The organism is Nocardia sp. NPDC052254 (assembly GCF_040679495.1).
Taxonomy (GTDB): domain Bacteria; phylum Actinomycetota; class Actinomycetes; order Mycobacteriales; family Mycobacteriaceae; genus Nocardia.
Genome location: NZ_JBFAUW010000001.1, coordinates 866210 through 890979, shown reverse-complemented (window position 1 = coordinate 890979; position 24770 = coordinate 866210). Strand labels below are relative to the sequence as shown.

Here is a 24770-nt window from a genome sequence, read left to right as displayed (position 1 = left end):
GGTGATAGTCGGCGGGTGACGGACGAACCGGCGAGCCGGACCGCGGTCCTGGTCTGCCAGGGCCGGGCGGTGGCCGACGGCATACCGGCGGCGGGGTCGTTCGCCGATCCGATTGCGGCGCAACTACTTCGCGACGACGAGCGCGCGGCCGTGCACACCGCGCGGGCGCCGCGGCCGCCCATCGGCCGGCGAGCGCGGCCGGCGATGACGCACCTCAGCCGCAGCAGCCACCACCGCAGCAGCCACCACCGGATGGAGTCACCGGTGCCGCAGCGGCACCGGTGACCGCGACGGTGGTGAGAAGTTTGACGGTGTCGCGGTGGCCGCCCGGACATACCGCCGGGTCGCCGGATTCGCGCATCGGGCGGTTCAGCTCGAACGATTCCGAACATTCCCGGCATCGGTAGGCGTAGGTCGGCATGGGTGAATTATGGCCTGCCGCCGGTGATCCGGATCGCGCGGGTCGGGCGGCGCGTGGAGGGAAGGATGCGCAGCGCCGATGCCCCGACGGTACGGACCCCTCGTCCGCACCGGCCGCATCGTGGCGCTGAGCATCCGCGCGGCAAGTGCTGGGCACATGCCTAGCAATGCCTAGCATGTCGATGTGGTGCAGGTCAATGCCGTCGGCCGCGGGCGGATCAGGTCGCTTGGGGGGTGTCGCTCGTATCATTTTGTGCCGGTGCGCCTTCGACGCGTTCGAGTTCGCGGCGAACGAGCTCGAGGGCCTCGGCGTGCCCACCGGACACGCCGAGAGCCTGTTCCAGGATCACGACCCGGGAGACGCTCGTCATGAGTACCGCGAGCGCGCCGGGGGGAAATCGCCCGGGATCGATGTCCGCGGTGCCGAGTACCTTTTCCAGGGTTTCGATCTGGATGTCACGGAATCTTTCGGCGTAGAGCGCCACTTCCGCGCGGATCGCCGGATTGTGATTGGCCAGGGCGATGAATTCCATGGTGATGCGTGCCCCGGCCGGATCGGTGCTGAACTCCCAGAGCGCGTGCAGCGGCTGCCGGGTGCGCATCAGCTGCTGCTGGAGTTCGAGCCCGTGTTCGGCGCGCCGGCGGAAGACCTCGAGCAACAGCTCGTCCATGGACCGGAAGTAGTAGTGCACCAGTTGTGGTTTGAGACCGGCGTATTCGGCCACCTTGCGGGAAGTGACCGCGGCGTACCCCTGATCGAGGATGAGTTGCTCGGCGGCGTCGAGCAGAACGGTCCGGTTCTTCGCGTCAGGTGCTCCGATCCTGCGCGGCGACGCCATGGAAACTCCTCTGCCGATGGCCGCTTGGCGGCCGTGGTTGTCCCAGTCCGGTCGTGCCGGGCTGTCGGCCGACGGTGATCGGCCGGGCAAGCATAAGCTCGCGACCTCTTCGCGAGTTTCCGACGTCCACCGAAGTCGCCCGTGTTACTGTCCTGGACAGCTGTCCGGCCTGTTGTCCGGGCGAAGGGAGTGCGGAGATGGCGGCAACCGCGGGCGTTGTGGTCGACGCCGATCGGATCTCTCCGGAATGGCTCGGTGCGGCGCTGTCTGCTCCCGTACGGGAGGTGACGGTGACGCCGGTCGGCACCGGGCAGATCGGCTCCGTCTTCCGGCTCGAGATCGCCGGTCCGGCGGGACCGGCGCGGCTGATGGCGAAGTTGCCGGCCGCCGATCCGGCGGCGCGGGCGATGCTGGCCGGACCGTACCGGCAGGAGATTCGCTTCTACACCGAGATCGCACCGACGGTGGCGGTACGCGTACCGGCCTGTCGCTACGCCGAATTCACCGGTGACGGAACCGAATTCACGCTGCTGCTCGAGGATCTCGCTCCCGCGTGCCCGGGGGATCAGCTGACCGGATGCACGATCGCGCAAGCACGGGCGGCGGTCCGCAACCTCGCCGGACTGCACGGGCCGCGCTGGTGCGATCCGACGCTGGGCCGGATCGACGGGTTGAGTGTCAACGGTCCCGCCGAGGCGGAAATGCTGGCCGAATTGTACGGTCCGGCAACGGAAATCTTTCTCGACCGGCTGGGGGAGTTGCTCACGCCGGATGACCACGACACGTTGCGCGCCTGCGTGCCCGGGATCGCGCAGTGGCTGCTCGCTGCGCCGGAACGGTTCGCTCCCACCCACGGTGACTACCGGCTGGACAATCTGATGTTCGCACCGGCGAGTCCCTCCGGCGATGTGCAGGTCTGGGCCGTGGACTGGCAAACGCTCGCTCTGGGGCTGCCCGCGCGGGATCTGTCGTATTTCATCGCCACGAGCCTGGAACCCGAACAGCGGCGTGCGCACGAGGACGCCCTCGTCGAGACGTACTGGGACACGTTGCGCGGCTACGGCGTCGGTGACTATTCGCTCGGGCAGTGCCGCGAGGACTACGGATTCGCCCTGATCCAGGGCCCACTGGTGGCGGTGTTCGGAGCGGCCTACGGCACGCCGACGCCGCGAGGTGACCGGATGTTCGCCACCATGGTGCGGCGCAGTTGCGCGGCCATCCGCGACTGGGACGCGCTGAGCCGCCGACCGGGGTGAGCGTTGTGGGTCAGGCCGGGTGCGCGGCCGTTTCGGGTGCCGGTGCGGTGACCTGTTCGCGGACCCGCATCGACGCCCACAGCGCGGCGGTCGCGGCGATACAGGCGGTGGCCCCGCCCACGTGGACGACCACCAGCGCGGCCGGGACATGGGTGAAGTACTGCACGATGCCGACCGCGGCCTGTGCGCAGACCGTCGCGATCACCACGATCAGGCGTACCCGGATCGCGCGGGTCATACCCACCGCCGCGAGGCCGAAGCCCAAGGCGACCAGCAGCGCCAGATAGGCCACCAGCATCTCGGCGTGCGCGTGCACCAGCGTGACGATCTCGACCTGCAGGCGTGCCACCGGTCGCTCGACGCTCTTGTCCCCGGCATGCGGGCCGGCGCCGGTGACCAGTGTGCCCGCGATGAGTGTGCCGGTCATGGCGACCGCGCTCAGGGCGGTGAGCCAGCGCAGCGGTGCGGGAACCTGGACCACGTCCACACCGTCGTCGGGCTCACCGATCTTCGCGAACAGCAGCGTGGCCAGCCACACCATCAGCATCGACGCCAGCAGATGCACCGAGACGGTCCACCACAGTAGTCCGGTGCGTACGGTGATGCCGCCGATCACCGCCTGCAGGACGGTGCCGCCGGGCATGAGCCAGGCATAGCCGATGACCTCGCGCCGGCGCCGGGCCCGGACCACGGCCAGCACCACCAGCGCGGCACAGACCGTGACGGCGAAGGTCAGCAGCCGATTGGAGAATTCGACGGCCTGATGCAGGGCCGGAACCTCGGCGTGGGCGACCGGGGTGAAACTGCCGGGAAAACACTGCGGCCAGGTCGGGCAGCCGAGCCCGGAGGACGTGACGCGTACGACCGCACCCGTGACCGAGATTCCGGCCTGGGACACGATCACCGCGATCGCGATGATCCGCTGCATCCGCAAGGAGGGCAGCGGCAGATGGTCGACGAGTCGCACGAAGGCGCGTGACAGCACGAGACGATGGTAGACGCCGCCGGATCGGGCCCCTCGGCGGGGCTACTACGTTGTGTCGTTTCTCTCGCTCCGTGCCCTCTAGTCGAAGCGGAACAGCCGGGTGGCCAGCCAGCCGGTGACCACACCCCATACCACCAGCACAACGATTCCGTACCAGTCCACTCCGGTGTGCAGCGCCCGGTCCAGTGCCTCGGCCAGAGCGCCGGACGGAATCAGCCGCGCGATGAGTGTGACCGCGTGCGGCAGATTGTCCGAGGCGAAGACCAGGCTCGCCACGCCGAGCATTGCGAACCAGAGGATATTGGCCAGCGCCAAGACGATCTCGGCCTTGAGGGTGCCGCCCAGCAGCAGGCCCATGGCAGCGAAGGACGCGGTCCCCAGGGCGATGACGATCGCACCGAGCACCAGGCCGCTGATCGAGGGCCGCCAGCCCAGCGCGACACCGATCAGGCCGAGCAGAATCGATTGCAGCACCACCACGATCAGGACCGCGGCGCATTTGCCGCCGACGATGCCCCAGCGCGGTAATGCCGTGGCGCCCAGGCGTTTGAGCGCACCGTAGCGCCGGTCGAAGCCGACGGCGATGGCCTGGCCGGTGAAGGCGGTCGACATGATCGCCACCATCATCACCGCCGGCACGATCCGGTCGACCTTGTGGTGTTCGCCCAGGCTCGAGCCCAGGGGCAGCAGGGTCAGCCCGATCAGCAGGGTGATCGGGATGAACATGGTCAGCAGCAACTGTTCGCCGTTGCGCAGCAGCAGTACCAATTCCATCCGGGTCTGCGCCGCCAGCATCGCCGCGCGGGGGGCCGGACGCGGGGCCGGGCGGAAGGTGCCGGGGCTGAAACGATCGGCGGTCGAGGTCATGCTGTGTCCTTCGGCGGATGTCCGAGGGGCCCTACGTGGTTACGCAAGCTGCCTCCTCCGGGCCCTGACTCGGTCATCCGCGCAACTCCCGTCCGGTCAGTTCGAGGAACACATCCTCCAGCCGGCGCTGGTCGATGCGGATATCGGTGGGCAGCACATCGATCCGGGCACACCATGCGGTCATCGTGGCCAGTACCTGCGGGGTGATGTCGCCGCGCAGCAGATAGGAGCCGGGTGCGGTCTCGGTCGGCGAGAACCCCTCCGGCAGTGCGGTTTCCAGCAGGGTGAGATCGAGTTTCGGTGGGGCGCTGAAGCGTAACTGTCCCTCCGCGCCGGTCGAGGTGACCTCGGCCGGTGTGCCCGCGGCGACGATACGGCCGTGATCGATGATCACCAGCCGGTCGGCGAGCTGTTCGGCCTCGTCCATCATGTGGGTGGTGAGCAGGATGCCGACACCGTCGCGGCGCAGCGCGTCGATGAGGGCCCACACCAGATGCCTCGCCTGGGCGTCCATCCCGGCCGTCGGTTCGTCGAGGAACACCAGTTCGGGGCGGCCGACCAGGGCGCACGCCAGTGCGAGTCGCTGCTGCTGTCCACCCGAGAGCCGGCGGTACGGGGTGCGGCGAGCGTCCTGCAGCCCGAGCGTCTCGAGCAGCCACTGTGGGTCGAGCGGGTCGGCGGCGTAGGAGGCGACCAGATCGAGCATCTCACCGGCTCGCGAGCCCGGATACGCGCCGCCGCCCTGCAGCATCACCCCGATGCGAGGGCGCAACCGATCCGAATCGGTGACCGGATCCAGGCCCAGTACTCGCACCGATCCGGCGTCGGGGGACAGGAAGCCCTCGCACATCTCGACCGTGGTGGTCTTGCCCGCACCATTGGGGCCCAGCAATGCCAGGACCTCGGCGCGGCCGACCTCGAAGGAGATACCGTCCACGGCAGTGGTGTCACCGTAGCGTTTCACGACCGCGTCGATGCGGACCGCGGGATCCGCGGAAGTGGTCATGACGCCGTCTCGCCGGCACCGGGTGGCACCGCGACCGATGGGTGCCGTGCCCACGGTTCGCTCCCACGCTCACTCACGATGAGACACCGTATGCCGGGCCCGGCTGTGACGGAGCAGACACCCCCGCCCGGCTCCGCCACGGCAGGATGTTGCGGGTGACGGCGATGAATCCGAGCGAGACCAGGACCACCGCGACGGCCGCTTCGATGATCTGGAAGACGCCGTAATCGGCACCGCGCGGCATCAGCATGACACTCACGACCGCGGAGAACGCCACGGCCGGAACACGGAACGCGGGGGTGGTCGCCCACGCGGCCAGCGGCACGATCGCCCACAGCAGATACCAGGGCTGCACCACCGGAAACAGCAGGACCACCGCCGCCAGCGAGACGCCCATCGCCCCGACCGGCTGCAGTCGTCCGGTCCAGGTCGCGATGAGCATCCGCAGGACGATGAACGCCATGACGACGGCCGCGATCGGCCGGGTGATGCTGAGTAGTGCCGTGGTGTGATCGCCGAGTCCGAGCAGTACCCCGCCGAAGCCGGTGACGATGCCGACCGCCGTGGGCAACGACATCCAGCTCCGGACGGTGCTCGCGGCGTTGAGCGTGTGGATCCAGCCGAATCCGAGACCCGAGGCGTAGCCCACGAACAACGTCGTCACCAGTGTGATGGCGCCGAGCAGGCTCGCCGAGGCGAGCAACGGCCGCCACCCCTGACCCCAGCGGCGGGCCAGGGCCATGCCGACGAATCCGAGTGCGATCAGCGAGGTGATCTTCACCGCGGACGACAGCGTGATCACCACGGTTCCGAAGATCAGCAGCAACCACGCGCGCTGATCGAATCCGCCGAGGCCCGATGTGCGGGCGGTGGCCAGCGCGCGCAGGCAGAATTCCACTCCGGCCAGCATCAGGCCCAGCATGAGCGCATCATTGTGCACCCCGGCGACCAGATGGAACAGCACCAGCGGATTCGCCGCGCCCAGCCACAACGCGCTCACCGGGGCGACGCCGCAGCGCCGCGACAGCCGCGGCAGCGCCCACACGATCAACGCCACGCCGGCCAGGGCCAGCAGACGATGCACCCAGACGCCGACGATGATGTTGTCGCCGGTCAGGTGCGCGATACCGCGCCCCATCCAGACGAACAGCGGTCCATACGGGGCCGGAGTGTCACGCCAGATGTTGGGGACGTTGTAGGTCAGCACATGGTGCAGGCCCAGTCCGGTGGCCGGGCCCACGGCATAGGGATCGAGCCCGCGCGCGGCGATCTCACCCTGTGCCAGATACGAATAGACGTCGTTCGAGAACAGCGGCGGTGCGACCGACAGCGGGAGGATCCACAGCAGCAAGGTGCGATCGAGCTGGGAGCGGCTCAGCCGGTGCACCGGTGAGCCGCCGAGGCCACCGACCGCGAACCGGCCCAGCAGCAGCCACGCCATCACCACGAAGACGGTGCCGATCATGCACAGGGCCAGTGACGAGGTCTGCCAGCGCGCGAAGACGCCGATCACCCGCACGCCGGACACCGGATTCTGCAGAACCGGCTGGGCCGCGACGCCCAGGGCGCTGATGGCCATGAGTACCGATCCGGTGGCGCCGAGCAGGCGGATCCGGCCGAACTGCGCGGTCTCCCGGGCGTCGAGCCCGGGTACCTCTGCCTCCACCGTGTGCAGCACCGCGACGGTGTGATCGGCGGGCGGCACGTCCAGGCCGAGTGCCCGGCGTCCGATCTCGATACTTCTACGCCATGCGCCTTCCACAACCGCCACGGACGACAAGCGTAGCCGGGCCGGGTGCCGCCGCGGTCACAACGTCACGGGGTGGATTGTGGCGGATCGCACCCGTGGGTCCGGCCCTGGTGAGAGCAGTGTCTCGGGCCTATTCAGGGCACCCTTACTAGAATGCGGGAAATAATTCCGTCACACTGATGTTGTGAAAACCGTGGGTTTGCGGGAGGACGAGGTGAAATCCGAGCGTCGCAATGACGCCCGGTCTACCGCTGCGCCCGCGGCCGCCGCAGGTGAGGGACATACTCGCGCGGCCGTGGTCCGGTTGCTTCTGGAGGAGGGCCCGATCACCGCGACGGCGATCGGGCGCAGGCTGGGGCTCAGCCCCGCCGGGGTGCGTCGCCATCTGGACGCGCTGATCGAGTCCGGGGAGGCGCGGGCCGCCCGCTCGGCGCCGTGGCAGCAGCAGGGTCGTGGCCGTCCCGCCAAGCAATTTCAGCTCACCGCGATCGGTCGTGGCCGACTGGGGCACGCCTACGACGATCTGGCGGGCGCCGCCATGCGGCAACTGCGCGAACTCGGTGGTGACAAGGCGATCATGGAATTCGCCCGCCGCCGGGTGGGTGTGATCGTCGCCGGTATCGACCGCCTGGCCCAGCACACCCCGACGGCGACCACGGCCAAGGCGGAGGAGATCGCCGACGCCTTCAGCGATGCCGGCTTCGCGGCCACCACACGCAAGGTCGGCCCCGGTGTGCAGATCTGCCAGCATCACTGCCCGGTGTCGCATGTGGCCGAGGAGTTCCCGGAACTGTGTGCCGCCGAACTCGAGGCGTTCCGCGAGTTGCTGGGTACCCATGTACAGCGACTGGCCACCATCGCCAACGGTGACTGCGCCTGCACCACCCACGTTCCCCTGTCCGTTCCTCCCGCTACCGACGCCCAGCCCACCACCCGCTCCGTCGCACAGCCCGCGACGGCCGCTCGAAAAGACTCCGGAAGGAGTGCCGAATGACGTCGACCACCACGGCGAGCCGTGAATCCGATGCGCCCCAGAATCAGCCACTGACCCAAGAGGAGACCATCGCCTCGCTGGGGACCTACGGCTATGGCTGGGCGGATTCGGATGCTGCCGGTGCCAGCGCCAAGCGCGGCCTGTCCGAGGATGTCGTGCGCGATATCTCGGGGAAGAAGAGCGAGCCAGAGTGGATGCTCGATGCCCGCCTGAAGGCATTGCGGATCTTCGACCGCAAGCCGATGCCGGGGTGGGGCTCCAACCTCGAGGGCATCGACTTCGACAACATCAAGTACTTCGTGCGCTCGACCGAGAAGCAGGCCGAGAGCTGGGAAGATCTGCCCGAGGACATCAAGAACACCTACGACAAGCTGGGTATCCCGGAGGCGGAGAAGCAGCGCCTGGTCGCCGGTGTGGCCGCGCAGTACGAGTCCGAGGTGGTCTACCACCAGATCCGGGAGGATCTGGAGGCCCAGGGCGTGATCTTCCTCGACACCGATACCGGTCTCAAGGAGCACCCGGAGATCTTCCAGAAGTACTTCGGCTCGGTGATTCCGGCCGGTGACAACAAGTTCTCCGCGCTCAACACCGCGGTGTGGTCGGGCGGTTCGTTCATCTATGTGCCGCCGGGTGTGCACGTCGACATCCCGCTGCAGGCCTACTTCCGGATCAACACCGAGAACATGGGTCAGTTCGAGCGAACGCTGATCATCGTCGACGAGGGCGCCTACGTGCACTACGTCGAGGGTTGTACCGCGCCGATCTACAAGTCCGACTCGCTGCACTCGGCGGTCGTGGAGATCATCGTCAAGAAGGGCGGCCGCTGCCGCTACACCACCATCCAGAACTGGTCGAACAACGTCTACAACCTGGTTACCAAGCGGGCCAAGGCGGAGGCGGGCGCGACCATGGAGTGGATCGACGGCAATATCGGCTCCAAGGTCACCATGAAGTACCCCGCGGTCTGGATGACCGGGGAGTACGCCAAGGGTGAGGTTCTGTCGGTGGCGTTCGCGGGCGAGGGCCAGCACCAGGACACCGGCTCGAAGATGCTGCACCTGGCGCCGCACACCTCCTCGAACATCGTGTCCAAGTCGGTGGCGCGTGGTGGCGGCCGGGCCTCCTACCGTGGCCTGGTCCAGGTCAACAAGGGTGCGCACGGGTCGAAGTCGACGGTGAAATGTGATGCGCTGCTGGTGGATACGATCAGCCGCTCCGACACCTACCCCTACGTCGACATCCGCGAGGACGACGTGACCATGGGGCACGAGGCCACCGTCTCGAAGGTCTCCGACGACCAGCTGTTCTATCTGATGAGCCGCGGTCTCACCGAGGACGAGGCGATGGCGATGGTGGTGCGCGGCTTCGTCGAGCCCATCGCCAAGGAACTGCCGATGGAATACGCGCTGGAACTGAACCGGCTCATCGAGCTGCAGATGGAAGGAGCGGTCGGCTGATGCCGGTCGAGAACGTGGCTGTCGCGGGCGAGGCCCGCATACCGGCTGTCAACAAGGGCGAGCTGTTCGCCTCGTACGACGTGGCCGCCTTCGAGGTGCCTTCGGCGCACGACGAGGCGTGGCGGTTCACCCCGCTGCGCCGGCTGCGTGGCCTGCACGACGGCACCGCGGTGCGCGACGGGAAGGCCGGTATCGAGGTGGACGGCGCCGACGGGGTCACCGTCGAGACCGTCGGCCGCGACGATGCGCGCCTCGGTGAGGGCGGTGTGCCCACCGATCGCATTGCGGCCCAGGCCTATTCCGGCTTCGAAGAGGCGACCGTGGTGTCGGTGGGGGCCGAGACCGAGGTTTCGCAACCGGTCGTCGTCAAGGTCACCGGCGCCGGTGAAGGCAGGACCGCCTTCGGCCATCTGCAGATCCGGCTCGGTAATTTCGCGGCCGCCACGGTGGTCATCGACCAGCGCGGCAGCGGGACCTACGCCGAGAACGTGGAATTCGTGCTCGGCGACAGCGCCAAGCTCACCGTGGTCGCGGTCCAGGACTGGGCCGACGACGCGGTACACGTCACCGCGCACCACGCCAAGCTCGGCCGCGATGCCGTGCTGCGGCACACCGATGTCACCCTCGGCGGTGAGCTGGTTCGCTTGACCGCGACGGTGCGCTACGACGGTCCCGGCGGCGACGCCGAACTGCTCGGCCTGTACTTCGCCGACGACGGCCAGCACTTCGAACAGCGCCTGCTGGTCGACCACTGCCAGCCGCACTGCAAGTCCAACGTGCTGTACAAGGGTGCGCTGCAAGGCGATCCGAGCTCGGGCAAGCCCGACGCGCGCACCGTGTGGGTCGGCGATGTGCTGATCCGCGCCGAGGCCGAGGGCACCGACACCTACGAGGCCAACCGCAATCTGGTGCTCACCGACGGCGCCCGCGCCGATTCGGTGCCGAATCTCGAGATCGAGACCGGCGAGATCATCGGCGCCGGGCACGCGTCGGCCACGGGGCGTTTCGACGACGAGCAGCTGTTCTATCTGCGCGCTCGCGGAATTCCGGAGGAGGCCGCCCGCCGTCTGGTGGTGCGTGGTTTCTTCCACGAGATCATCCAGAAGATCGCGGTCGTCGAGATCCGGGAGCGGCTGGAGTCGGCCATCGAGGCCGAACTCGCCGCCATCGGTGCGTAGCACCGCCCGGCAGCCCGAAACCTCCACCAGCCCAGAAGGAATGCAATGACCACCCTCGAAATCAAGGACCTGCACGCCGAAGTCGCCAACCCCGACGAGAACGGCGAGCCCATCAAGATCCTCAAGGGCGTGAACCTCACCGTGCGCTCCGGTGAGACCCACGCCATCATGGGCCCCAACGGCTCCGGCAAGTCCACACTGTCCTATGCCATCGCCGGTCACCCCAAGTACACCGTGACCCAGGGCTCGATCACCCTCGACGGTGAGGACGTGCTGGCCATGTCCGTCGACGAGCGGGCGCGCGCCGGGCTGTTCCTGGCCATGCAGTACCCGGTCGAGGTGCCGGGTGTGTCGATGTCGAACTTCCTGCGCACCGCGGCCACGGCCGTGCGTGGCGAGGCCCCCAAGCTGCGGCACTGGGTCAAGGAGGTCAAGGAGTCGATGGGCGAGCTCGAAATCGATGCCGCCTTCGCCGACCGCAGCGTCAACGAGGGTTTCTCCGGTGGTGAGAAGAAGCGTCACGAGATCCTGCAGCTGGGCCTGCTGAAGCCGAAGATCGCGATCCTCGACGAGACCGACTCGGGTCTGGACGTCGACGCGCTGCGTATCGTGTCCGAGGGTGTGAACCGGTACCAGGAGCGCGCGAACGGTGGCGTCCTGCTGATCACCCACTACACCCGCATCCTGCGCTACATCGAGCCGCAGTTCGTGCACGTGTTCGTGGGTGGCCGGATCGTGGCCGAGGGCGGCTCGGAGCTGGCCGAGGAACTCGACGCCAACGGCTACGTCCGGTTCACGCAGACCGCCACCGCGGGGGCCTGAGATGACCGCTGTGACACGCACACTCGACGTCGCCAGGATCAGGGCCGATTTCCCGATCCTGAGCCGGACGGTGCGTGACGGTAAACCGTTGGTGTATCTGGATTCCGGGGCCACCTCGCAGCGACCCCTGGCAGTCCTCGACGCCGAACGCGAATTCCTGACCCATACCAACGCCGCGGTGCACCGGGGTGCGCATCAGCTCGCGGAGGAGGCGACCGACGCCTACGAGGGCGCGCGCGCCGACATCGCCCGGTTCGTGGGCGTGGTGGCCAACGAGATCGTCTTCACCAAGAACGCCACCGAATCGCTGAATCTGGTCACCTACGCATTCTCCGACGACCGGTTCCCGTACCACGTGGGGCCGGGCGACGAGATCGTGATCACCGAGCTGGAACATCACGCGAATCTGGTGCCTTGGCAGGAACTCGCGCGCCGTACCGGTGCGACCCTGAAGTGGTACGGCATCACCGACGACGGGCGTATCGACCTCGATTCGCTGGAGCTCTCGCCGGCGACCAAGGTCGTGGCGTTCACCCATCAGTCCAATGTCACCGGCGCGGTCGCCGATGTGCACGAGCTGGTGCGCCGGGCTCGGGCCGTCGGTGCGCTGGTGGTGCTCGACGCCTGCCAGTCGGTCCCGCACATGCCCGTGAACTTCCGCGAACTCGGTGTCGATTTCGCGGCGTTCTCGGGGCACAAGATGCTGGGCCCGTCCGGTGTCGGTGTGCTCTACGGCCGGTACGCGCTGCTGGAGCAGACGCCGCCGTTCATCACCGGTGGATCGATGATCGAGACGGTCACCATGGAGGCCACCACCTACGCCGCCCCGCCGCAGCGATTCGAGGCCGGTGTGCCGATGACCTCGCAGGTGGTCGGTCTGGGTGCCGCGGTGCGGTATCTCGAGTCCATCGGGATGGATGTCGTTGCCGCGCACGAACATACGCTGGTCGGTGCCGCACTCGAGGGGCTCGGCGCGATCGACGGTGTGCGGATCGTGGGCCCGGTGGAGAATGTGGATCGCGGCGGCGCGGTGTCGTTCGTGGTCGACGGTATCCATCCGCACGATGTGGGCCAGATTCTCGACGACGAGGGTGTCGCCATCCGTGTCGGGCACCATTGCGCGTGGCCGCTGATGCGCCGGCTGGGCGTCCCCGCCACTGCCCGCGCGTCCTTCGCCGTGTACAACACCCTCGACGAGGTGGAGGCGCTCGTGGCCGCGGTACGCAAGGCGCAGAAATTCTTCGGCGTGGTGGATCGTTGAATGCGGTGAGCGCGAGCGACCAGTGAACGGGGCGTGATTTCGCAAATGCGTATGGAACAGATGTACCAGGAAGTGATCCTGGACCACTACAAGCATCCGCACCACCGTGGGCTGCGGGAGCCGTTCGGTGCCGAAGTGCATCACGTCAACCCGACCTGCGGTGACGAGGTGACATTGCGGGTGCACATCGACGACAACGGTGACGTCGCCGATGTGTCCTATGACGGTCAGGGGTGTTCGATCAGCCAGGCCGCCACCTCGATCCTCGCCGATCAGGTGATCGGCGAGCCCGTGCAGCAGGCGCTGAAGGTCGTCGACTCCTACAACGAGATGATCTCCAGCCGCGGCACGATCGAGGGCGACGAGGATCTGATCGGCGACGGTGTCGCACTCGCCGGGGTCGCGAAGTATCCGGCGCGGGTCAAATGCGCACTGCTGGGCTGGATGGCGTTCAAGGATGCCGTGGTCCGGATAACCTCGGCCGAAGAGACCACGCGGACCATGGGAAACGGGTCCGCCGGAAATGGGGAAACGTCATGAGTGAGACGCCGACAGCCGAACAAACGGCCACCGAACAGCCGGTCGCCGAACCCGAGCTGACCCAGGAGCAGATCGCGCTGCTCGAGGATCTGGAGGAGGCGATGCGCGATGTCGTCGATCCCGAACTCGGTATCAACGTCGTCGATCTGGGTCTCGTGTACGGCATGCGGCTCGAGGAGGAGGTCGCGATCCTGGACATGACCCTCACCTCGGCGGCCTGCCCACTCACCGACGTGATCGAGGATCAATCGCGAAATGCGCTGGTACGCAGCGGTCTGGTGGAGGACCTGAAGATCAACTGGGTCTGGATGCCGCCGTGGGGACCGGACAAGATCACCGAGGACGGCCGCGAACAGTTACGTGCCCTGGGCTTCACCGTCTAGTTCGGACAGGCCCACGGGAACCCACCTGTCAGGTCCGGGAATTGGACATCCCGGGCTGTCATGGACAAGGATCGCCTGCGTCATATAAGCAGAGTTGATCGGGGTGGATTCTCGGATGTCTCTCATGGTTTCGCGGCGAGTACGGTCGGCGGCTGTCGCTGTACTCGCCGGTTCGGCAACCGCGGTGTTCGGAGCCGCGGGTTCGGCGCAGGCCGCGGGCGATCTGCACGGCGCGATCGCATACTCCGACAGCACCGGCGTGGTGGCCTCGGCCGCCAATTACGCCGATGCGCCCAGCGCGGACACTGCTGCCAAGCAGCGCTGCGCACACGGTGACTGCCGCGTCATTCTCGATTTCAGCAATGGTTGCGGTGCCGTCGCACAGGGCGCCGACGGCCGGATAGCGGTCGGCTGGGGCCCCACCCAGACCGAGGCGGAGAAGCAGGCCCGGGATTTCCTCGGGCCCAGCGCACCGCCGTTCCCGGATCTGGGTAGTGCCAGCCCCCGTGCGGCCACCATCGCACTGACCAGCTGTACCTCCAACGCGCAGTGACCGTTTCGCGCCCACCGCATCGCGGTGGGCGCGATATCGTTGTCGGCGGCGGATTTCGGTGGTCGAAGGGGACCGCCGAGTGCGAATCCGGCCGAAACGGTAGGAGCAGCTGTGGATTTCGACATACCTCGTGAGCTCACCGACTATCTGGCCGAGTTGGACAGCTTCATCGACCGGGAGATCGTGCCGCTGGAACAGGCCGACGACAACGCCCGGTTCTTCGATCATCGCCGCGAGGACGCCCGCACCGACTGGGACGCCGGCGGAACGCCCAGCGCCGACTGGGAAGCCCTGCTGGCCCGGACGCGTGAAGTGGCCGATGCGGCCGGGCATTACCGCTATGCCTTCCCACCCGAATTCGGTGGCCGCGGCGGCACCAACCTCGACATGGCCGTGATCCGGGAACATCTCGCTCATCGCGGCCTCGGCTTGCACTGCGATCTGCAGAACGAGCACGCCGTCGTCGCCAACAATGTGGGCCTGCTGCTGATGCTGGAATACGGTTCGCCGCAACAGCGAGCCGAGTGGGTGGAGGGCCTGGCGGCGGGAACTCGGTTCTTCGCCTTCGGTATCACCGAACCCGAACACGGCTCCGACGCCACACACATGGAGACCCACGCGGTCCGCGACGGCGACGAGTGGGTGATCACCGGTGAGAAGACCTGGAACAGCGGGATCCACAGTGCCGAGGCAGATCTGGTCTTCGCGCGTACCGCCGGCGGCCCCGGTGACGCCACCGGCATCACCGCATTCCTGGTGCCGACCGATATCCGCGGATTCACCGTGGAGGAGTATCTGTGGACGTTCAACATGCCCACCGACCACGGTCGTGTCACCCTGCGCGATGTGCGGGTCGGCGCCGACGCGGTCTTCGGTCCGGAGGGCAGGGGATTGGCCGTGGTGCAGCACTTCTTCAACGAGAATCGCATCCGGCAGGCCGCCTCGAGTCTGGGTGCGGCGCAATACTGTATCGACCAGGCCGTGGCCTATGCCAAGCAGCGCAAGCCGTTCGGAAAACCTCTCGCCGACAACCAGGCGATCCAGTTCCCCCTGGTCGAATTGCACACTCAATGCGAGATGCTGCGCTCACTGATCCACAAGACGGCGTGGACCATGGACCGGTACGGCACCTTCGCCGCCTCCGAACAGGTGTCGATGTGCAACTACTGGGCCAATCGCCTGTGTTGTGAGGCTGCCGATCGTGCCATGCAGGTGCACGGTGGGCTCGGCTACTCCCGGCATCAGCCCTTCGAGCACATCTATCGTCACCACCGCCGTTACCGGATCACCGAGGGCGCGGAGGAGATCCAGATGCGACGGGTGGCCGGATATCTGTTCGGGTTCATGTCCGCGCGTGCGCCCAAAGGGGTGTGAGCCCGCCGAACACCGAACGACCCCGCATCCCTGGTGGGCGGCGGGGTCGTCGCGTACGAACGGGGCCGTTGCTACTTCGGCGCCTCGACCACGATGGTGCTCATGATCTTGTCGGCGAAGGTCTGGCTCTTCTCGTCCCACAGCGGCCACAGATATCCGAGACCACACAGCGCGTTGTCGAGAATATGGCACAGCTTGCGCACGAATGCTGAACCGAAACCGAGCACCTGACCATCGGCCTCCCGGATGACCCGGATACCGACGACCTTCTTGCCGGGAGTCTGCCCGGTCGTGCCCTCCTGGTAGATCACCCACAGCGCGAGACCCACCGCGACCAAGAAGCCCAGCAGCATCAGGATGATGCCGACGGCAGACAGACCGCCGCCGGTGCACGACGAACTCGAGTACGAGCTGTAGGAATCGGTGTCGAACGAGCAGTCGACCTTTTCGGTGCCGACGAGCCCCGAGAGCATGTACAGGATGCCGGACGGCACACCGATGATCAGGCCGTCGATGAGATAACCGCCCACGCGCGCAAACCAATTGGCGTAGGGGACCTGCGGTCCGAAGCCGGCCGGCGGGTAGCCGCCGTATCCCGGACCCGCCGGCGGATACCCCGGTGCCGGTTGCGGTGCGCCGTATCCCGGTTGCGGTGCGCCGTATCCGGGCGGTGGTGCCCCGTACGCGGGCTGGGGTGCGCCGTATCCCGGTTGCGGCGCGCCGTATCCGGGCGGTGGTGCCCCGTATCCGGCCTGAGGTGCGCCGTACCCCGGCTGTGCGCCGGGCGGCGGGTACCCGTAGCCCGGCTGCCCCGGCTGTTGGCCGTACGGGTCCGACGGGTTGGTCATATGTGATTCCCTCCGAAAGAAATTGGTTCGGGACACCGGGCCCCGACCGGGTCGAACTGTGATTGCACCGTACGGTAACCGCCCGTCCCCGCCAAAGTATGGCCGACTCCCGCGCATAAAGCGCGTCGAATTCGTCGGCTACCTCATGATTGCCGGAATAGTTGCGGGACTCGCTGCCCGTGCGCGACTACGCGCCCTTACGCGTCTGCTTGGTGGTCTTGGGCGCGGCCTTCTTCGTGGTGGCCTTCGCCGCACCGGATTTCGAGCTCGCCGACGTCTTCGCGGTGCGGCCGCCGGTGGACTTCGTGGCCTTGCTCGCCGATTTCGCCGCACCGCCGGCCTTGCCGGACGATTCACGGCCACGCCCGGTGGCTTCGAGGCTGCGCTGCAGGGCCGCCACCAGATCGACCACCTCGGCATCCTGTTGCTCCGGCTCGGCCTCCTCGTGCCGTACGACCCGGTCGGAACCGGATTCGATGGCCGCGTCCAGCATCTTCTTCAGCTCGATCTGATAATCGTCGGTGAACCGGCCGGGATCGAAATCCTCGGACATGCTGTCGACCAGGGTCTGCGCCATCGCGACCTCCTGGGACCTCGGCGGCGAAGCGTCATCGAGTGATTCGAATTCCGCCGCCCGCACCTCGTCCGGCCACAACAGGGTCTGCAGTACCAGCACGCCATCGCGCACCCGGAGCGCGGCCAGCCGCGTCTTCTGCCGCAACGTGAAATGGACCAGTGCGACCCGGTCGACCTGATCGAGTGTCTTCGCCAGCAGCACATAGGCTTTCGGCGTGGTCGAATCGGGCTCCAGATAGTAGCTGCGGTCGAACAGAATGGGATCGATCTGCTCCGACGGCACGAATTGCAGCACCGGGATCTCGTGCTTCTCGGCCACCGGAAGCTTCGCGAAATCCTCGTCGGTCAAAATGACCTTGTCGCCCTCGGGCGATTCGTAGGCTTTATCGATATCGGCATAGGCGACCGACTTCCCGCATACCGTGCAGACACGGTCGTATTTGATCCGGCCGCCATCCTCGGCGTGAACCTGATGAAACCTGATGTCATGGTCCTCGGTGGCGGTATAAACCTTCACCGGGACATTCACCAGCCCGAAAGCGATGGAACCTTTCCAGATCGACCGCATTTCCCGATGCTACTTGCGACCAGTCGGTTTTGTCTGGGAAAGTGCCGTGACCTGTGGGTTCGTGGTCTTTGGTGAGTGTTGTCGGTTGGTGTTTGTTGCTGTCCGCCGACCTGCGACGTCCTGTGCGGCGTCTGAATTTCACCTTTCCGGCTGGCGGTTGGTTGCAGACACCTGGCGGCCCCGACGCGGGTCCATTTGGCGTGTGCTGCCCGGTCGAGGGCTGGACGCATCAACTATGCGTTCGAATGCATATTCGAGCTCATGGCCCTGCAGGGCGTCAAACTTTCTAACAGGGTTGCTCGGTTTACGCTCCGGGCACATCGAGCCAGGAAGGGGCCGATCCTGCGGCGGGATCACGGCGGTTGAAGGACCCGGTCGAGGACAAGGTACGAGTCGTGTTGTCGGTGCTGTCCGGAGAAATGACCGCCGGCGGAGGCAGCGCGGGGTGAGCACGGCGTCGGTCGGCAAGTGGAAACAGGTGTTCCAGGAGGCCGGGACCAAGACGCTGGACGAGATTCCTCCGGCCCGGCCGGGGCGCAGGGCACGCCGGGACAGCGGCGGCTGCGGATGGAAGATCGGCAGCTGAAACTGGACCTGGCGGAGGTGACGGTGGCTACGAGGTCTCCATCTCGACCGTGCGGCGGGCCCTACGGCGACGCGGGCTCCTGTTGCCGGTGGGGTGTCGCGCCGGCAGTAAGTCGTGGGTGATGCTGCGGCGCAAGGTGTTCCACGATCCATTGACGCGTCGTAACCGGGCCTGGCAGACCGACTTTTCGGTGTTCGAAACCACCGGTGGTGGTAGCTATTTCGTGTCGGGGAGTTTCCATTCCATGGATAGGCTCGCTTGCGGAGCGAACTCGGCGACTCGGCGGGCGAGAGTCGCCTCGAATTCCGGCCGCCATCGATCGAAGCCGCTGATGGCCGTGACGGCGGGTTCGGTTGAACCTTTGGTCCACCACCGGCCATCGTCGTCGACATCCCACACATTGCCGAGTCGCGTGCCCGGGAACTCGCTGAGGTGGAACGGGTGCAGCGCCTGTTGTACTACACGCAGCACCTGATCTCTGCTCTCGAGCCCTGTTACGCACCAAGTGTATTCGACCGGCACAAGGGAAAAGGCTTCGACGTCCGTGTCGAGGCTTATCGGCGGTCGTGCACCACGAACGTCTTCGTCCTGCCGAAATCCGGTAACTGCTTTGGCCAGGTCGATCGGGACCTCGTACAGATGATCGACGTCGGTGTATTCACGCGGACGGGTCTGCGCGACGGTCAGGATCTCCTCGAAGCTCGGCGGAAGGTCACCCTCACAGGCGATGTCGGCAGGCGTTCGATCACCGTCGGTGCGGTGCTCCACCTTCCACAGCAGGCGGCCGTTCTTCCAAGCGGCAGCAGCACTTTCGGGTCCATACGTCGACTCGTAGCATGCAATCAGCTCACAATCGCGGGAAAGCCGTTTCAGCAAGTCCGCCTGGTTCGGATATCCCGGACAGATGTCGCGAACGGCCACGATGACCCAGCCGCCACGCGAGGCCGCAGCGATGAAGTCTGGCTCGGTATCGGCCCGACGATCGCTGAGAGCAACCAAACCCAACTGGTCGAACAGATCACCGGGTACTTGTCCACGCACGGCGACCCAGGAAAACGTGTAACCCATTCAACGAACCGTAGTGAGGCACACCGACAACAGAGAGACGCGACCGCGACCCGAAACCAGGTTCGGATCGCCGGTGTGGGTGGCGGACATGCGATCACCACCACCCGCCACCATGTTGGAATCGGTGTCAGCGGCTGCGCTCGAATCTGTCTCGAGTTAGATCTGGCAGGGTCACATGGTTGATGCCACGGCTGTCGAGGTCGATGTGCGTGCGCAGCTCGGTCGGCGACAACCTGTTGCGCGGCTGAATATGTCGCAGGGCCTTACGTTGTTTGTCGGTGGTGGGGGTTATCGTCCAGCGAGTGTCAGTGAATATCAATGTCTCGTTCTCGATTCGGGAGTTGCGGGATGAGCGTGAGCGGGCGGGTGTGACTGCGCTGCTCACCGATGTGCTCGAGAGTGAGCGGTTGAGCGATGAAGTGTTCATCACGTTCGGCGAGGACGAAGGGAGCTTGTCCGTGACGGTGGATTCCGACTATCCAGTGATCTTCAGCGGGTTCTACCGCTGGCAGGACTCGTTCGAGGCGATGCTGACCAGCCGGGTGACCGCTCTCCTACCGCATGCCGAGTTCGTTTTCGATTGGGAGTACGCCGATGAGGACTGACAGTGCGGCCGCTGGCCCCTGGACCGATGTGCTGCCCGCCGAGGCGCCGGTGGCGCACCGGAACCTGCGAGTCACTGTCGGTGCTCGGCAGTTCACCACCACCCTCACCCGTGACCACTTGCTCTACTGGCTGAACAAACTGCCCTATGTGAGCGGTGGGTCGTTCATGACCGTGGCGCGAACCGGGCAGGACGGGTTCATCCAGACCTATCGCAATAACGCGACCGACTACCTGCTCGAGGTGCACCCTGGTGTGGAGGACGGGCAATACCTGCAGACTACGCTGGACGACCTCGACCGGGTCGCTCAGCTGATCTGGGATTGGCTGCAGGACGATCGGGTCCGCCTCGACGAGATCGATTGGGCGCATCGCTCGTTCTAGCGGCCCCGCCCACTGGTAGGGCACGCCACCTTCCGGCTCGGGGTAACGATTCCCGCCAGGCCGGCAGTGCACGATACCCGGAAAGACCGGCGGTGAATTCTCGTGTGCGAGCAGTCTTCCGACCGCGTCCAATGCTGCGGTGTTGTGGGTGCCTTTACTAATCGTGACCCTGGGAAAAAGCTCGATGAGCGGTATGTGTGGACGTCGCATGTGGCGGCGCTCGACTGCGATGATGGAGCCATGTCGGTCGATCGCGCCATCCTGTTCCGCCTTGCCACCAGTACCAGTCTGGAGCGGGTCGTCAAAGCCCTGCCCCGGGGCCGGGACACAGCGTGGCGAGCGGCCGCACCCTACGTCGCGGGCATCAACACCGATGATGCGATCCGGGCCGCCCGGGAACTCTCGGACCGCAAGGTGGCCAGCAGTATCGATCAGTTCGGTGAATTGGTCGACGACCCGGCCGTCGCACAACGGGTAACCGACGACTACCTACGATTGGCCGATCGACTCACCGATGCCGACGATGCTTGGCTGGCGATCGATCTGTCCCATCTCGGTCTCGATATCGACCCGCGTGGCTGCGCCGACCGTATCGCGGAGATCGCGCGGGCTCTGCCGGACGGGCGGCGCATCCAGGTCGGCGCCGAGGACTACTCGCGCTCGGACGCCGTGCTGGCATGTGTGCTGGACGCCGCCGACCGAGGGCTGGGCGACCGACTCGGTGCCACCGTACAGGCCAATCTCCACCGCACCCCCGGCGATGTCGAACGCCTCCAGCATGCCGGCGTCCATATCCGGCTGGTCAAAGGTGCCTACGTAGAGCCCCCCGATCGTGCCCTCCCCTTCGGGGAGCCCACGGACATCGCCTACTTGCGCTTGGCTCACCAACTCGCGGCGACGAACACGCCATTCGCCCTCGCCACCCACGACGGAGTCCTCCGCGAGGCACTCCTCGCCTCCCTCGGTCCGGTACCGATCGAGCAACTTCTCGGCGTGCGACCAGAGGTGATCGACGACCTCACTGCCCGCGGCATCCCCACTCGTGTCTACATCCCGTTCGGCGACGACTGGTTCCGCTACTGGATGCGCCGTCTCGCCGAATCACGCGGTGCTTGAACGCCTTCCGGCACCGTGATCGGCCGCTCAGCGGCAGAAGAGTGCGTCCATTGGACGCGCCGAGATTGCCGAACACCGCCCGTCGGTGCGGACAGCGCGAAGCCGGAGCGCGACCGTACGTCGAGGTGTGCGGAGCTGTCGAAGCGGGACCACGAGCTTCGATCACCATGATCTCGGCCTGCGCTCATGCCGAAGTTGTCGGAGGCTGTTCGTAGCATTCATGCGATGAACTGGAGACCGTGGCTGGAGCTGTGGAGCGAGGAACAGATCACCGTCAGTGATCCCGATGCCCTGGAGCCCGAAGTGGTGCGGCAGCGCTGGCTCGGCTACGCGCCAGCCGCCGAGGCCGACATCGCAGCGGTCGAGGAGCGCCTCGGCCAGAGGCTACCTCCCTCGTATCGCAGCTTCCTACTGACGACCGATGGATGGCGCAACGCCGGGGAGTTCGTGTGGAAGATGCGTGACACCACGAATCTGGGATGGCTGCGTGATCTCGAACCTGCCTGGGAGTCATGGGCCGACCTGGTCACCCAGGCTCCGGCCGACGCGCCGGGTAACCCGTTCGGCCGAGGACTGCTGATCTCGCTTCACGCCGACGCGGGGGTGCTGTTCCTGGACCCGGCCGACCGTGACGAGAATGGCGAGTGGGCCGCCTACAGCGTGTTCTCCTGGGCTGAATTTCCGCGACGCCATCCGTCCTTCACCGCCCTGATGGAATCGCTGTACGAAGGCATGCATCACATACGCCGACCGGCGGGCAAGACCCGTGACAGCTGGGATCTGGCGGTGGAAAAAGCCCGGGGCGCAGCCCTTTCCGGGGAGACCGATACAGCCGTGGCGGCCCTGGAAAAGGCCGCCCACTTCGGCCAGTCACGCGCGACGGTCTTGCGCGTCCAGCTCCAGATGTTTCTCACAACCTCCTCTCCCTACGAGGCCTCCCGGCTTCTTTCAGGTCTGTTACCGCTGACGCCCGTCCCGGACGGATTCTTCACCAGTTCACTGTTCGCCGAGGAGTTCCTGCCGTGTATGTTCCTGCAACACGCAAACAAAGAGTCCTGGTATGGCTCCGCGCTCGAAAATGCCCAGTACCTGGCTGATCGCGCATTTGCCGCACACCGCGTAGCTCTCGAACGCGTCGAGCAGCACGCCGAAGGTGAGCACTCGAAGAGCTCCGCGCGCAAACTTGCCCAGATCCTCGAGATCGCACAAAATGACCCCGGGCTCGAGATCGGACGCGCCATCGATGAGCACCGAGCACGGGTACAGCAGTCCGGCTACCGGATCGCCTACGGGAATGAAGCATTCGACACCACGGTGCGAAACGCGCTCGCGGAACACCACTCCGACCCAGCGGCACTGTGGCATGCGCTCGAGATCGCGATGACACACTGGCAGCCCCGCACTCCAGATCACATCGCCCCGGTCGCGTTGCTCGCAGACCCGGTGCTGGCGTACAGCCTCACTCCGGAACGCGGCCGCGCGTTGTTGAGTAGACCGCGCAGTGGCCGCTGACCCCGCGAGCACACCGGATGGGTGCGTCATCGGTTACGCACCACCCGGCGGAAACCCAGCCTGCACCGCACACCAGCACCGGCCTCAGATCACTTGCGACCACGCTGGACGGCATTCTCATCGGCATGTCGGCATGTCGGCGTGTTGTCCACGGCCGCTTGGTGTTTGGATCGTCGGACGCCCCGCACTGGCCGATTCGGTCAACGCGCCCCAGGCATTATCGTGCGTTCTGGTGTGTGGCGTTCTCTCTCGCGCTGTTGGCCCGGACGCCGCCACCTTCAGGAAGGTGCCCAGTTTCGTGAGGAGCCTCAGAATTGGCCGTCGTTGCGTACCACAGTAATTGAACGTCCGACCGCGTTGGCTGCGGCGCCGATCGAGTCGCTCGCCGGGTACGAATACGAGTCTCCATCCGTCCGCGTCGAGGTCGAGCGAGACCAGTGCAACGCCAGTCTCGTTCATGCACCGTTCGCCGAATTCCCGGAGGAAGGCCACCGCGGCATCTCCGGATCCCAGATCCGCTGTTTTCTGGATCAGGGATCGCCGGACTGCTTGGCGATGAGTCCGTCGTGGGTGTCGGGCAGCCACCATCGGACCACACCGTCGAGGTTCGGATCAGGATCCTTCGCCTGCTCGACCTGCCCGAATGGAATCACCCCGCCCTGCCCGCGCCATCCGTCGGCAGTGGGCTGCAACGGCTTGTCCCCGCCGTCGGGGTCGGCGGGCCAGATCTTCCCGCTGCGGGACAGGACGTCGTCGTGGATGCCCCGAGCGAGCTCGCACGCCACACCGCCCGTCGAGGTCGAGATGAACGTGCTGCCGAACAGGACGTTCAAGGCCGGCGGCCACCACGCTCGTGATCGTCACGATCGCCGATACGACCGCGAACAGAGCTGTTCGACCGAATCGGACCGTTGGTCTGGGCATGGCAAGGTTCATGACGGATTCCCCGTGGTTCTGAACTGTGCACAGCCCGTAGCGCCGCTCCGGCCTCTCCCCGGCCCGAAAGCTGTTCTGTCACAGGCTTGGACGACGGCCATCACCGATCGGTTCCCCAATTCCAGAACTTTTCTTCCCCCACCCGGGGCAGCCGGATCGGCGTCCGATGACGCTCCTGATCTCGAGATCTGATTCTGAGACTCAGGATCTGCTGTTTCACCATGTGCTGCTGTGCGAGACCCTCTGTCTCGAATCCAAGGTTTCGAGACAGAAACACGAGAGCGGCTCGCGGCGTGACCTTTGGACAGTTCAGCGTGCCGAATTGCGGGGGGATGTGGCGTAATTATCTGGTAGAGAACGGTTTTGGCGTTCAATTTGCCGAGTGGGGAGCCACAACCGTGAACCCGACAGTCGACACCGCTCACGGGTGGGGCATTTCGGCGGGCCCGGTCGGGGAGATTTGGTGAGCGCAGTCACCGTGCCGCCGCACCGGGGGGTCTGCGGCGGACGGGACGGCGGGCGCTCAGGCGGCGGCGTAACCCAGTGCGAGGGCGGCGACGACCGGCACCAGATACAGCAGTGGGTAGGCGATGTGTGTGTAAGCGCGGGCGCGCAGCACCGTGGCCACGGCCCCGAGGAAGTACAGGATCAGGCCGATCGCGGCCGCTACGCCGAGGGCGGGAACGAACAGCCCGGCGAGCATGCCCAGTGCGCCCGCCGTCTTCACCACGGCCAGCCGAGGCCACCACGTGCGGGGCACGCCGTAATCGGCCAGCGGCTTCACCACCCACTCGGCGCGAGTGAAGGTCGAGACGGCGGAGAAGCCGACCCACAGGGCGGCCAGCACGGTGACGACGACGAAGGCGGTGTTCATGGGGGTGCTCCTCA

27 protein-coding genes are annotated in these 24770 nt (G+C 66.3%); 16 read left to right on the top strand and 11 right to left on the bottom strand.

Annotated elements, in window-relative coordinates; all coding sequences use genetic code 11:
• Positions 1 to 15: 15 nt before the first annotated feature.
• On the top strand, positions 16 to 285 hold the full coding sequence (locus tag AB0L57_RS04150) for a hypothetical protein (protein ID WP_364957317.1): 270 nt from the start codon (positions 16 to 18) through the stop codon (positions 283 to 285).
• Here AB0L57_RS04150 and AB0L57_RS04145 read toward each other — a convergent pair.
• Together AB0L57_RS04145 and AB0L57_RS04140 are read right to left on the bottom strand one after the other, a co-directional pair.
• Positions 215 to 421 carry an FmdB family zinc ribbon protein gene (locus AB0L57_RS04145; protein ID WP_364956768.1) on the bottom strand — a complete coding sequence of 69 codons (207 nt, stop codon included), beginning with the start codon at positions 419 to 421 and terminating at the stop codon, positions 215 to 217. The two genes, AB0L57_RS04150 and AB0L57_RS04145, sit on opposite strands and share 71 nt — an antisense overlap.
• A 217-nt stretch (positions 422 to 638) precedes the next feature.
• Positions 639 to 1259, bottom strand: a complete 621-nt coding sequence (locus AB0L57_RS04140; RefSeq protein ID WP_364956766.1) for a TetR/AcrR family transcriptional regulator — start codon at positions 1257 to 1259, stop codon at positions 639 to 641.
• A 197-nt stretch (positions 1260 to 1456) separates the two neighbouring features.
• Here AB0L57_RS04140 and AB0L57_RS04135 point away from each other — a divergent pair, with 197 nt between their 5' ends.
• Positions 1457 to 2515, top strand: coding sequence for a phosphotransferase (locus tag AB0L57_RS04135; protein WP_364956763.1), 1059 nt, complete (start codon positions 1457 to 1459; stop codon positions 2513 to 2515).
• Positions 2516 to 2525: 10 nt separating this feature from the next.
• On the opposite strand, the gene AB0L57_RS04130 is transcribed toward AB0L57_RS04135, so the two are convergent.
• From AB0L57_RS04130 to mptB, 4 genes are all read right to left on the bottom strand, one after another.
• The gene (locus AB0L57_RS04130; RefSeq protein WP_364956760.1) at positions 2526 to 3500 is read right to left on the bottom strand and encodes a heme A synthase; all 975 of its coding nucleotides are present in this window, start codon (positions 3498 to 3500) and stop codon (positions 2526 to 2528) included.
• A 78-nt stretch (positions 3501 to 3578) separates the two neighbouring features.
• Positions 3579 to 4367 carry an ABC transporter permease gene (locus tag AB0L57_RS04125; RefSeq protein ID WP_364956758.1) on the bottom strand — a complete coding sequence of 263 codons (789 nt, stop codon included), beginning with the start codon at positions 4365 to 4367 and terminating at the stop codon, positions 3579 to 3581.
• A 73-nt stretch (positions 4368 to 4440) separates the two neighbouring features.
• Positions 4441 to 5373 (bottom strand): ABC transporter ATP-binding protein, encoded by a 933-nt coding sequence (locus tag AB0L57_RS04120; RefSeq protein WP_364956755.1) that lies wholly within the window; start codon positions 5371 to 5373, stop codon positions 4441 to 4443.
• A 73-nt stretch (positions 5374 to 5446) separates the two neighbouring features.
• Complete coding sequence (gene mptB, locus AB0L57_RS04115) at positions 5447 to 7144, bottom strand: polyprenol phosphomannose-dependent alpha 1,6 mannosyltransferase MptB (protein ID WP_364956752.1); 1698 nt, start codon at positions 7142 to 7144, stop codon at positions 5447 to 5449.
• A gap of 172 nt (positions 7145 to 7316) precedes the next feature.
• On the opposite strand from mptB, the gene AB0L57_RS04110 reads away from it, so the two are divergent.
• From AB0L57_RS04110 to AB0L57_RS04070, 9 genes are all read left to right on the top strand, one after another.
• On the top strand, positions 7317 to 8117 hold the full coding sequence (locus AB0L57_RS04110) for a metalloregulator ArsR/SmtB family transcription factor (RefSeq protein ID WP_364957288.1): 801 nt from the start codon (positions 7317 to 7319) through the stop codon (positions 8115 to 8117).
• Entirely contained in the window at positions 8114 to 9574 is a 1461-nt protein-coding gene (gene sufB, locus AB0L57_RS04105) for a Fe-S cluster assembly protein SufB (RefSeq protein WP_364956749.1), read from the top strand. Before AB0L57_RS04110 ends, sufB begins: the two co-directional genes overlap by 4 nt.
• The gene (gene sufD / locus AB0L57_RS04100; protein ID WP_364956746.1) at positions 9574 to 10752 is read left to right on the top strand and encodes a Fe-S cluster assembly protein SufD; all 1179 of its coding nucleotides are present in this window, start codon (positions 9574 to 9576) and stop codon (positions 10750 to 10752) included. Before sufB ends, sufD begins: the two co-directional genes overlap by 1 nt.
• 45 nt (positions 10753 to 10797) lie before the next feature.
• Positions 10798 to 11574 (top strand): Fe-S cluster assembly ATPase SufC, encoded by a 777-nt coding sequence (gene sufC, locus AB0L57_RS04095; RefSeq protein WP_364956743.1) that lies wholly within the window; start codon positions 10798 to 10800, stop codon positions 11572 to 11574.
• Between the two features lies 1 nt (position 11575).
• Positions 11576 to 12835, top strand: coding sequence for a cysteine desulfurase (locus AB0L57_RS04090; RefSeq protein ID WP_364956740.1), 1260 nt, complete (start codon positions 11576 to 11578; stop codon positions 12833 to 12835).
• 45 nt (positions 12836 to 12880) lie between these two features.
• Positions 12881 to 13375, top strand: coding sequence for a Fe-S cluster assembly sulfur transfer protein SufU (gene sufU, locus AB0L57_RS04085; RefSeq protein WP_364956738.1), 495 nt, complete (start codon positions 12881 to 12883; stop codon positions 13373 to 13375).
• Positions 13372 to 13758, top strand: a complete 387-nt coding sequence (locus tag AB0L57_RS04080) for a metal-sulfur cluster assembly factor (protein WP_364956735.1) — start codon at positions 13372 to 13374, stop codon at positions 13756 to 13758. The genes sufU and AB0L57_RS04080 overlap by 4 nt, the downstream gene beginning before the upstream one ends.
• Before the next feature lie 115 nt (positions 13759 to 13873).
• Positions 13874 to 14311, top strand: coding sequence for a DUF4189 domain-containing protein (locus tag AB0L57_RS04075; protein WP_364956732.1), 438 nt, complete (start codon positions 13874 to 13876; stop codon positions 14309 to 14311).
• Between the two features lie 111 nt (positions 14312 to 14422).
• Positions 14423 to 15685, top strand: coding sequence for an acyl-CoA dehydrogenase family protein (locus AB0L57_RS04070; RefSeq protein WP_364956729.1), 1263 nt, complete (start codon positions 14423 to 14425; stop codon positions 15683 to 15685).
• 71 nt (positions 15686 to 15756) lie between these two features.
• Here AB0L57_RS04070 and AB0L57_RS04065 read toward each other — a convergent pair whose 3' ends face one another.
• Both AB0L57_RS04065 and AB0L57_RS04060 read right to left on the bottom strand, forming a co-directional pair.
• The gene (locus AB0L57_RS04065) at positions 15757 to 16533 is read right to left on the bottom strand and encodes an RDD family protein (RefSeq protein WP_364956726.1); all 777 of its coding nucleotides are present in this window, start codon (positions 16531 to 16533) and stop codon (positions 15757 to 15759) included.
• A 187-nt stretch (positions 16534 to 16720) separates the two neighbouring features.
• On the bottom strand, positions 16721 to 17677 hold the full coding sequence (locus AB0L57_RS04060) for a Ku protein (protein WP_364956723.1): 957 nt from the start codon (positions 17675 to 17677) through the stop codon (positions 16721 to 16723).
• A gap of 445 nt (positions 17678 to 18122) precedes the next feature.
• Between AB0L57_RS04060 and AB0L57_RS04055 the strand changes: the two genes are divergently transcribed.
• Positions 18123 to 18263: a hypothetical protein gene (locus AB0L57_RS04055; protein WP_364956720.1), complete on the top strand. Its 141-nt coding sequence runs from the start codon at positions 18123 to 18125 to the stop codon at positions 18261 to 18263.
• Positions 18264 to 18479: 216 nt separating this feature from the next.
• Here the strand turns inward: AB0L57_RS04055 and AB0L57_RS04050 are convergent, their stop codons facing one another.
• The gene (locus AB0L57_RS04050) at positions 18480 to 19331 is read right to left on the bottom strand and encodes a hypothetical protein (RefSeq protein ID WP_364956717.1); all 852 of its coding nucleotides are present in this window, start codon (positions 19329 to 19331) and stop codon (positions 18480 to 18482) included.
• Between the two features lie 302 nt (positions 19332 to 19633).
• On the opposite strand from AB0L57_RS04050, the gene AB0L57_RS04045 reads away from it, so the two are divergent.
• From AB0L57_RS04045 to AB0L57_RS04030, 4 genes are all read left to right on the top strand, one after another.
• Entirely contained in the window at positions 19634 to 19936 is a 303-nt protein-coding gene (locus AB0L57_RS04045) for a hypothetical protein (protein ID WP_364956714.1), read from the top strand.
• Complete coding sequence (locus AB0L57_RS04040; RefSeq protein ID WP_364956711.1) at positions 19926 to 20318, top strand: hypothetical protein; 393 nt, start codon at positions 19926 to 19928, stop codon at positions 20316 to 20318. The genes AB0L57_RS04045 and AB0L57_RS04040 overlap by 11 nt, the downstream gene beginning before the upstream one ends.
• 240 nt (positions 20319 to 20558) lie before the next feature.
• Positions 20559 to 21434 (top strand): proline dehydrogenase family protein, encoded by an 876-nt coding sequence (locus AB0L57_RS04035; RefSeq protein ID WP_364956708.1) that lies wholly within the window; start codon positions 20559 to 20561, stop codon positions 21432 to 21434.
• 225 nt (positions 21435 to 21659) lie between these two features.
• Positions 21660 to 22946, top strand: a complete 1287-nt coding sequence (locus AB0L57_RS04030; protein ID WP_364956705.1) for an SMI1/KNR4 family protein — start codon at positions 21660 to 21662, stop codon at positions 22944 to 22946.
• Between the two features lie 530 nt (positions 22947 to 23476).
• Here AB0L57_RS04030 and AB0L57_RS04025 read toward each other — a convergent pair.
• Together AB0L57_RS04025 and AB0L57_RS04020 are read right to left on the bottom strand one after the other, a co-directional pair.
• A complete protein-coding gene (locus AB0L57_RS04025; protein ID WP_364956702.1) occupies positions 23477 to 23779 on the bottom strand; it encodes a hypothetical protein in 303 nt (100 codons plus the stop codon).
• A gap of 626 nt (positions 23780 to 24405) precedes the next feature.
• The gene (locus AB0L57_RS04020) at positions 24406 to 24756 is read right to left on the bottom strand and encodes a DoxX family protein (protein WP_364956700.1); all 351 of its coding nucleotides are present in this window, start codon (positions 24754 to 24756) and stop codon (positions 24406 to 24408) included.
• Between the last annotated feature and the right edge of the window lie 14 nt (positions 24757 to 24770).

Coding starts and splice junctions, on each gene's coding strand:
- AB0L57_RS04145 (WP_364956768.1), bottom strand. CDS start 421: ATGCCGACCTACGCCTACCGATGCCGGGAATGTTCGGAATCGTTCGAG.
- AB0L57_RS04140 (WP_364956766.1), bottom strand. CDS start 1,259: ATGGCGTCGCCGCGCAGGATCGGAGCACCTGACGCGAAGAACCGGACC.
- AB0L57_RS04135 (WP_364956763.1), top strand. CDS start 1,457: ATGGCGGCAACCGCGGGCGTTGTGGTCGACGCCGATCGGATCTCTCCG.
- AB0L57_RS04125 (WP_364956758.1), bottom strand. CDS start 4,367: ATGACCTCGACCGCCGATCGTTTCAGCCCCGGCACCTTCCGCCCGGCC.
- AB0L57_RS04120 (WP_364956755.1), bottom strand. CDS start 5,373: ATGACCACTTCCGCGGATCCCGCGGTCCGCATCGACGCGGTCGTGAAA.
- sufB (WP_364956749.1), top strand. CDS start 8,114: ATGACGTCGACCACCACGGCGAGCCGTGAATCCGATGCGCCCCAGAAT.
- sufD (WP_364956746.1), top strand. CDS start 9,574: ATGCCGGTCGAGAACGTGGCTGTCGCGGGCGAGGCCCGCATACCGGCT.
- sufC (WP_364956743.1), top strand. CDS start 10,798: ATGACCACCCTCGAAATCAAGGACCTGCACGCCGAAGTCGCCAACCCC.
- AB0L57_RS04090 (WP_364956740.1), top strand. CDS start 11,576: ATGACCGCTGTGACACGCACACTCGACGTCGCCAGGATCAGGGCCGAT.
- sufU (WP_364956738.1), top strand. CDS start 12,881: ATGCGTATGGAACAGATGTACCAGGAAGTGATCCTGGACCACTACAAG.
- AB0L57_RS04080 (WP_364956735.1), top strand. CDS start 13,372: ATGAGTGAGACGCCGACAGCCGAACAAACGGCCACCGAACAGCCGGTC.
- AB0L57_RS04075 (WP_364956732.1), top strand. CDS start 13,874: ATGTCTCTCATGGTTTCGCGGCGAGTACGGTCGGCGGCTGTCGCTGTA.
- AB0L57_RS04065 (WP_364956726.1), bottom strand. CDS start 16,533: ATGACCAACCCGTCGGACCCGTACGGCCAACAGCCGGGGCAGCCGGGC.
- AB0L57_RS04060 (WP_364956723.1), bottom strand. CDS start 17,677: ATGCGGTCGATCTGGAAAGGTTCCATCGCTTTCGGGCTGGTGAATGTC.
- AB0L57_RS04050 (WP_364956717.1), bottom strand. CDS start 19,331: ATGGGTTACACGTTTTCCTGGGTCGCCGTGCGTGGACAAGTACCCGGT.
- AB0L57_RS04040 (WP_364956711.1), top strand. CDS start 19,926: ATGAGGACTGACAGTGCGGCCGCTGGCCCCTGGACCGATGTGCTGCCC.
- AB0L57_RS04035 (WP_364956708.1), top strand. CDS start 20,559: ATGTCGGTCGATCGCGCCATCCTGTTCCGCCTTGCCACCAGTACCAGT.
- AB0L57_RS04030 (WP_364956705.1), top strand. CDS start 21,660: ATGAACTGGAGACCGTGGCTGGAGCTGTGGAGCGAGGAACAGATCACC.
- AB0L57_RS04020 (WP_364956700.1), bottom strand. CDS start 24,756: ATGAACACCGCCTTCGTCGTCGTCACCGTGCTGGCCGCCCTGTGGGTC.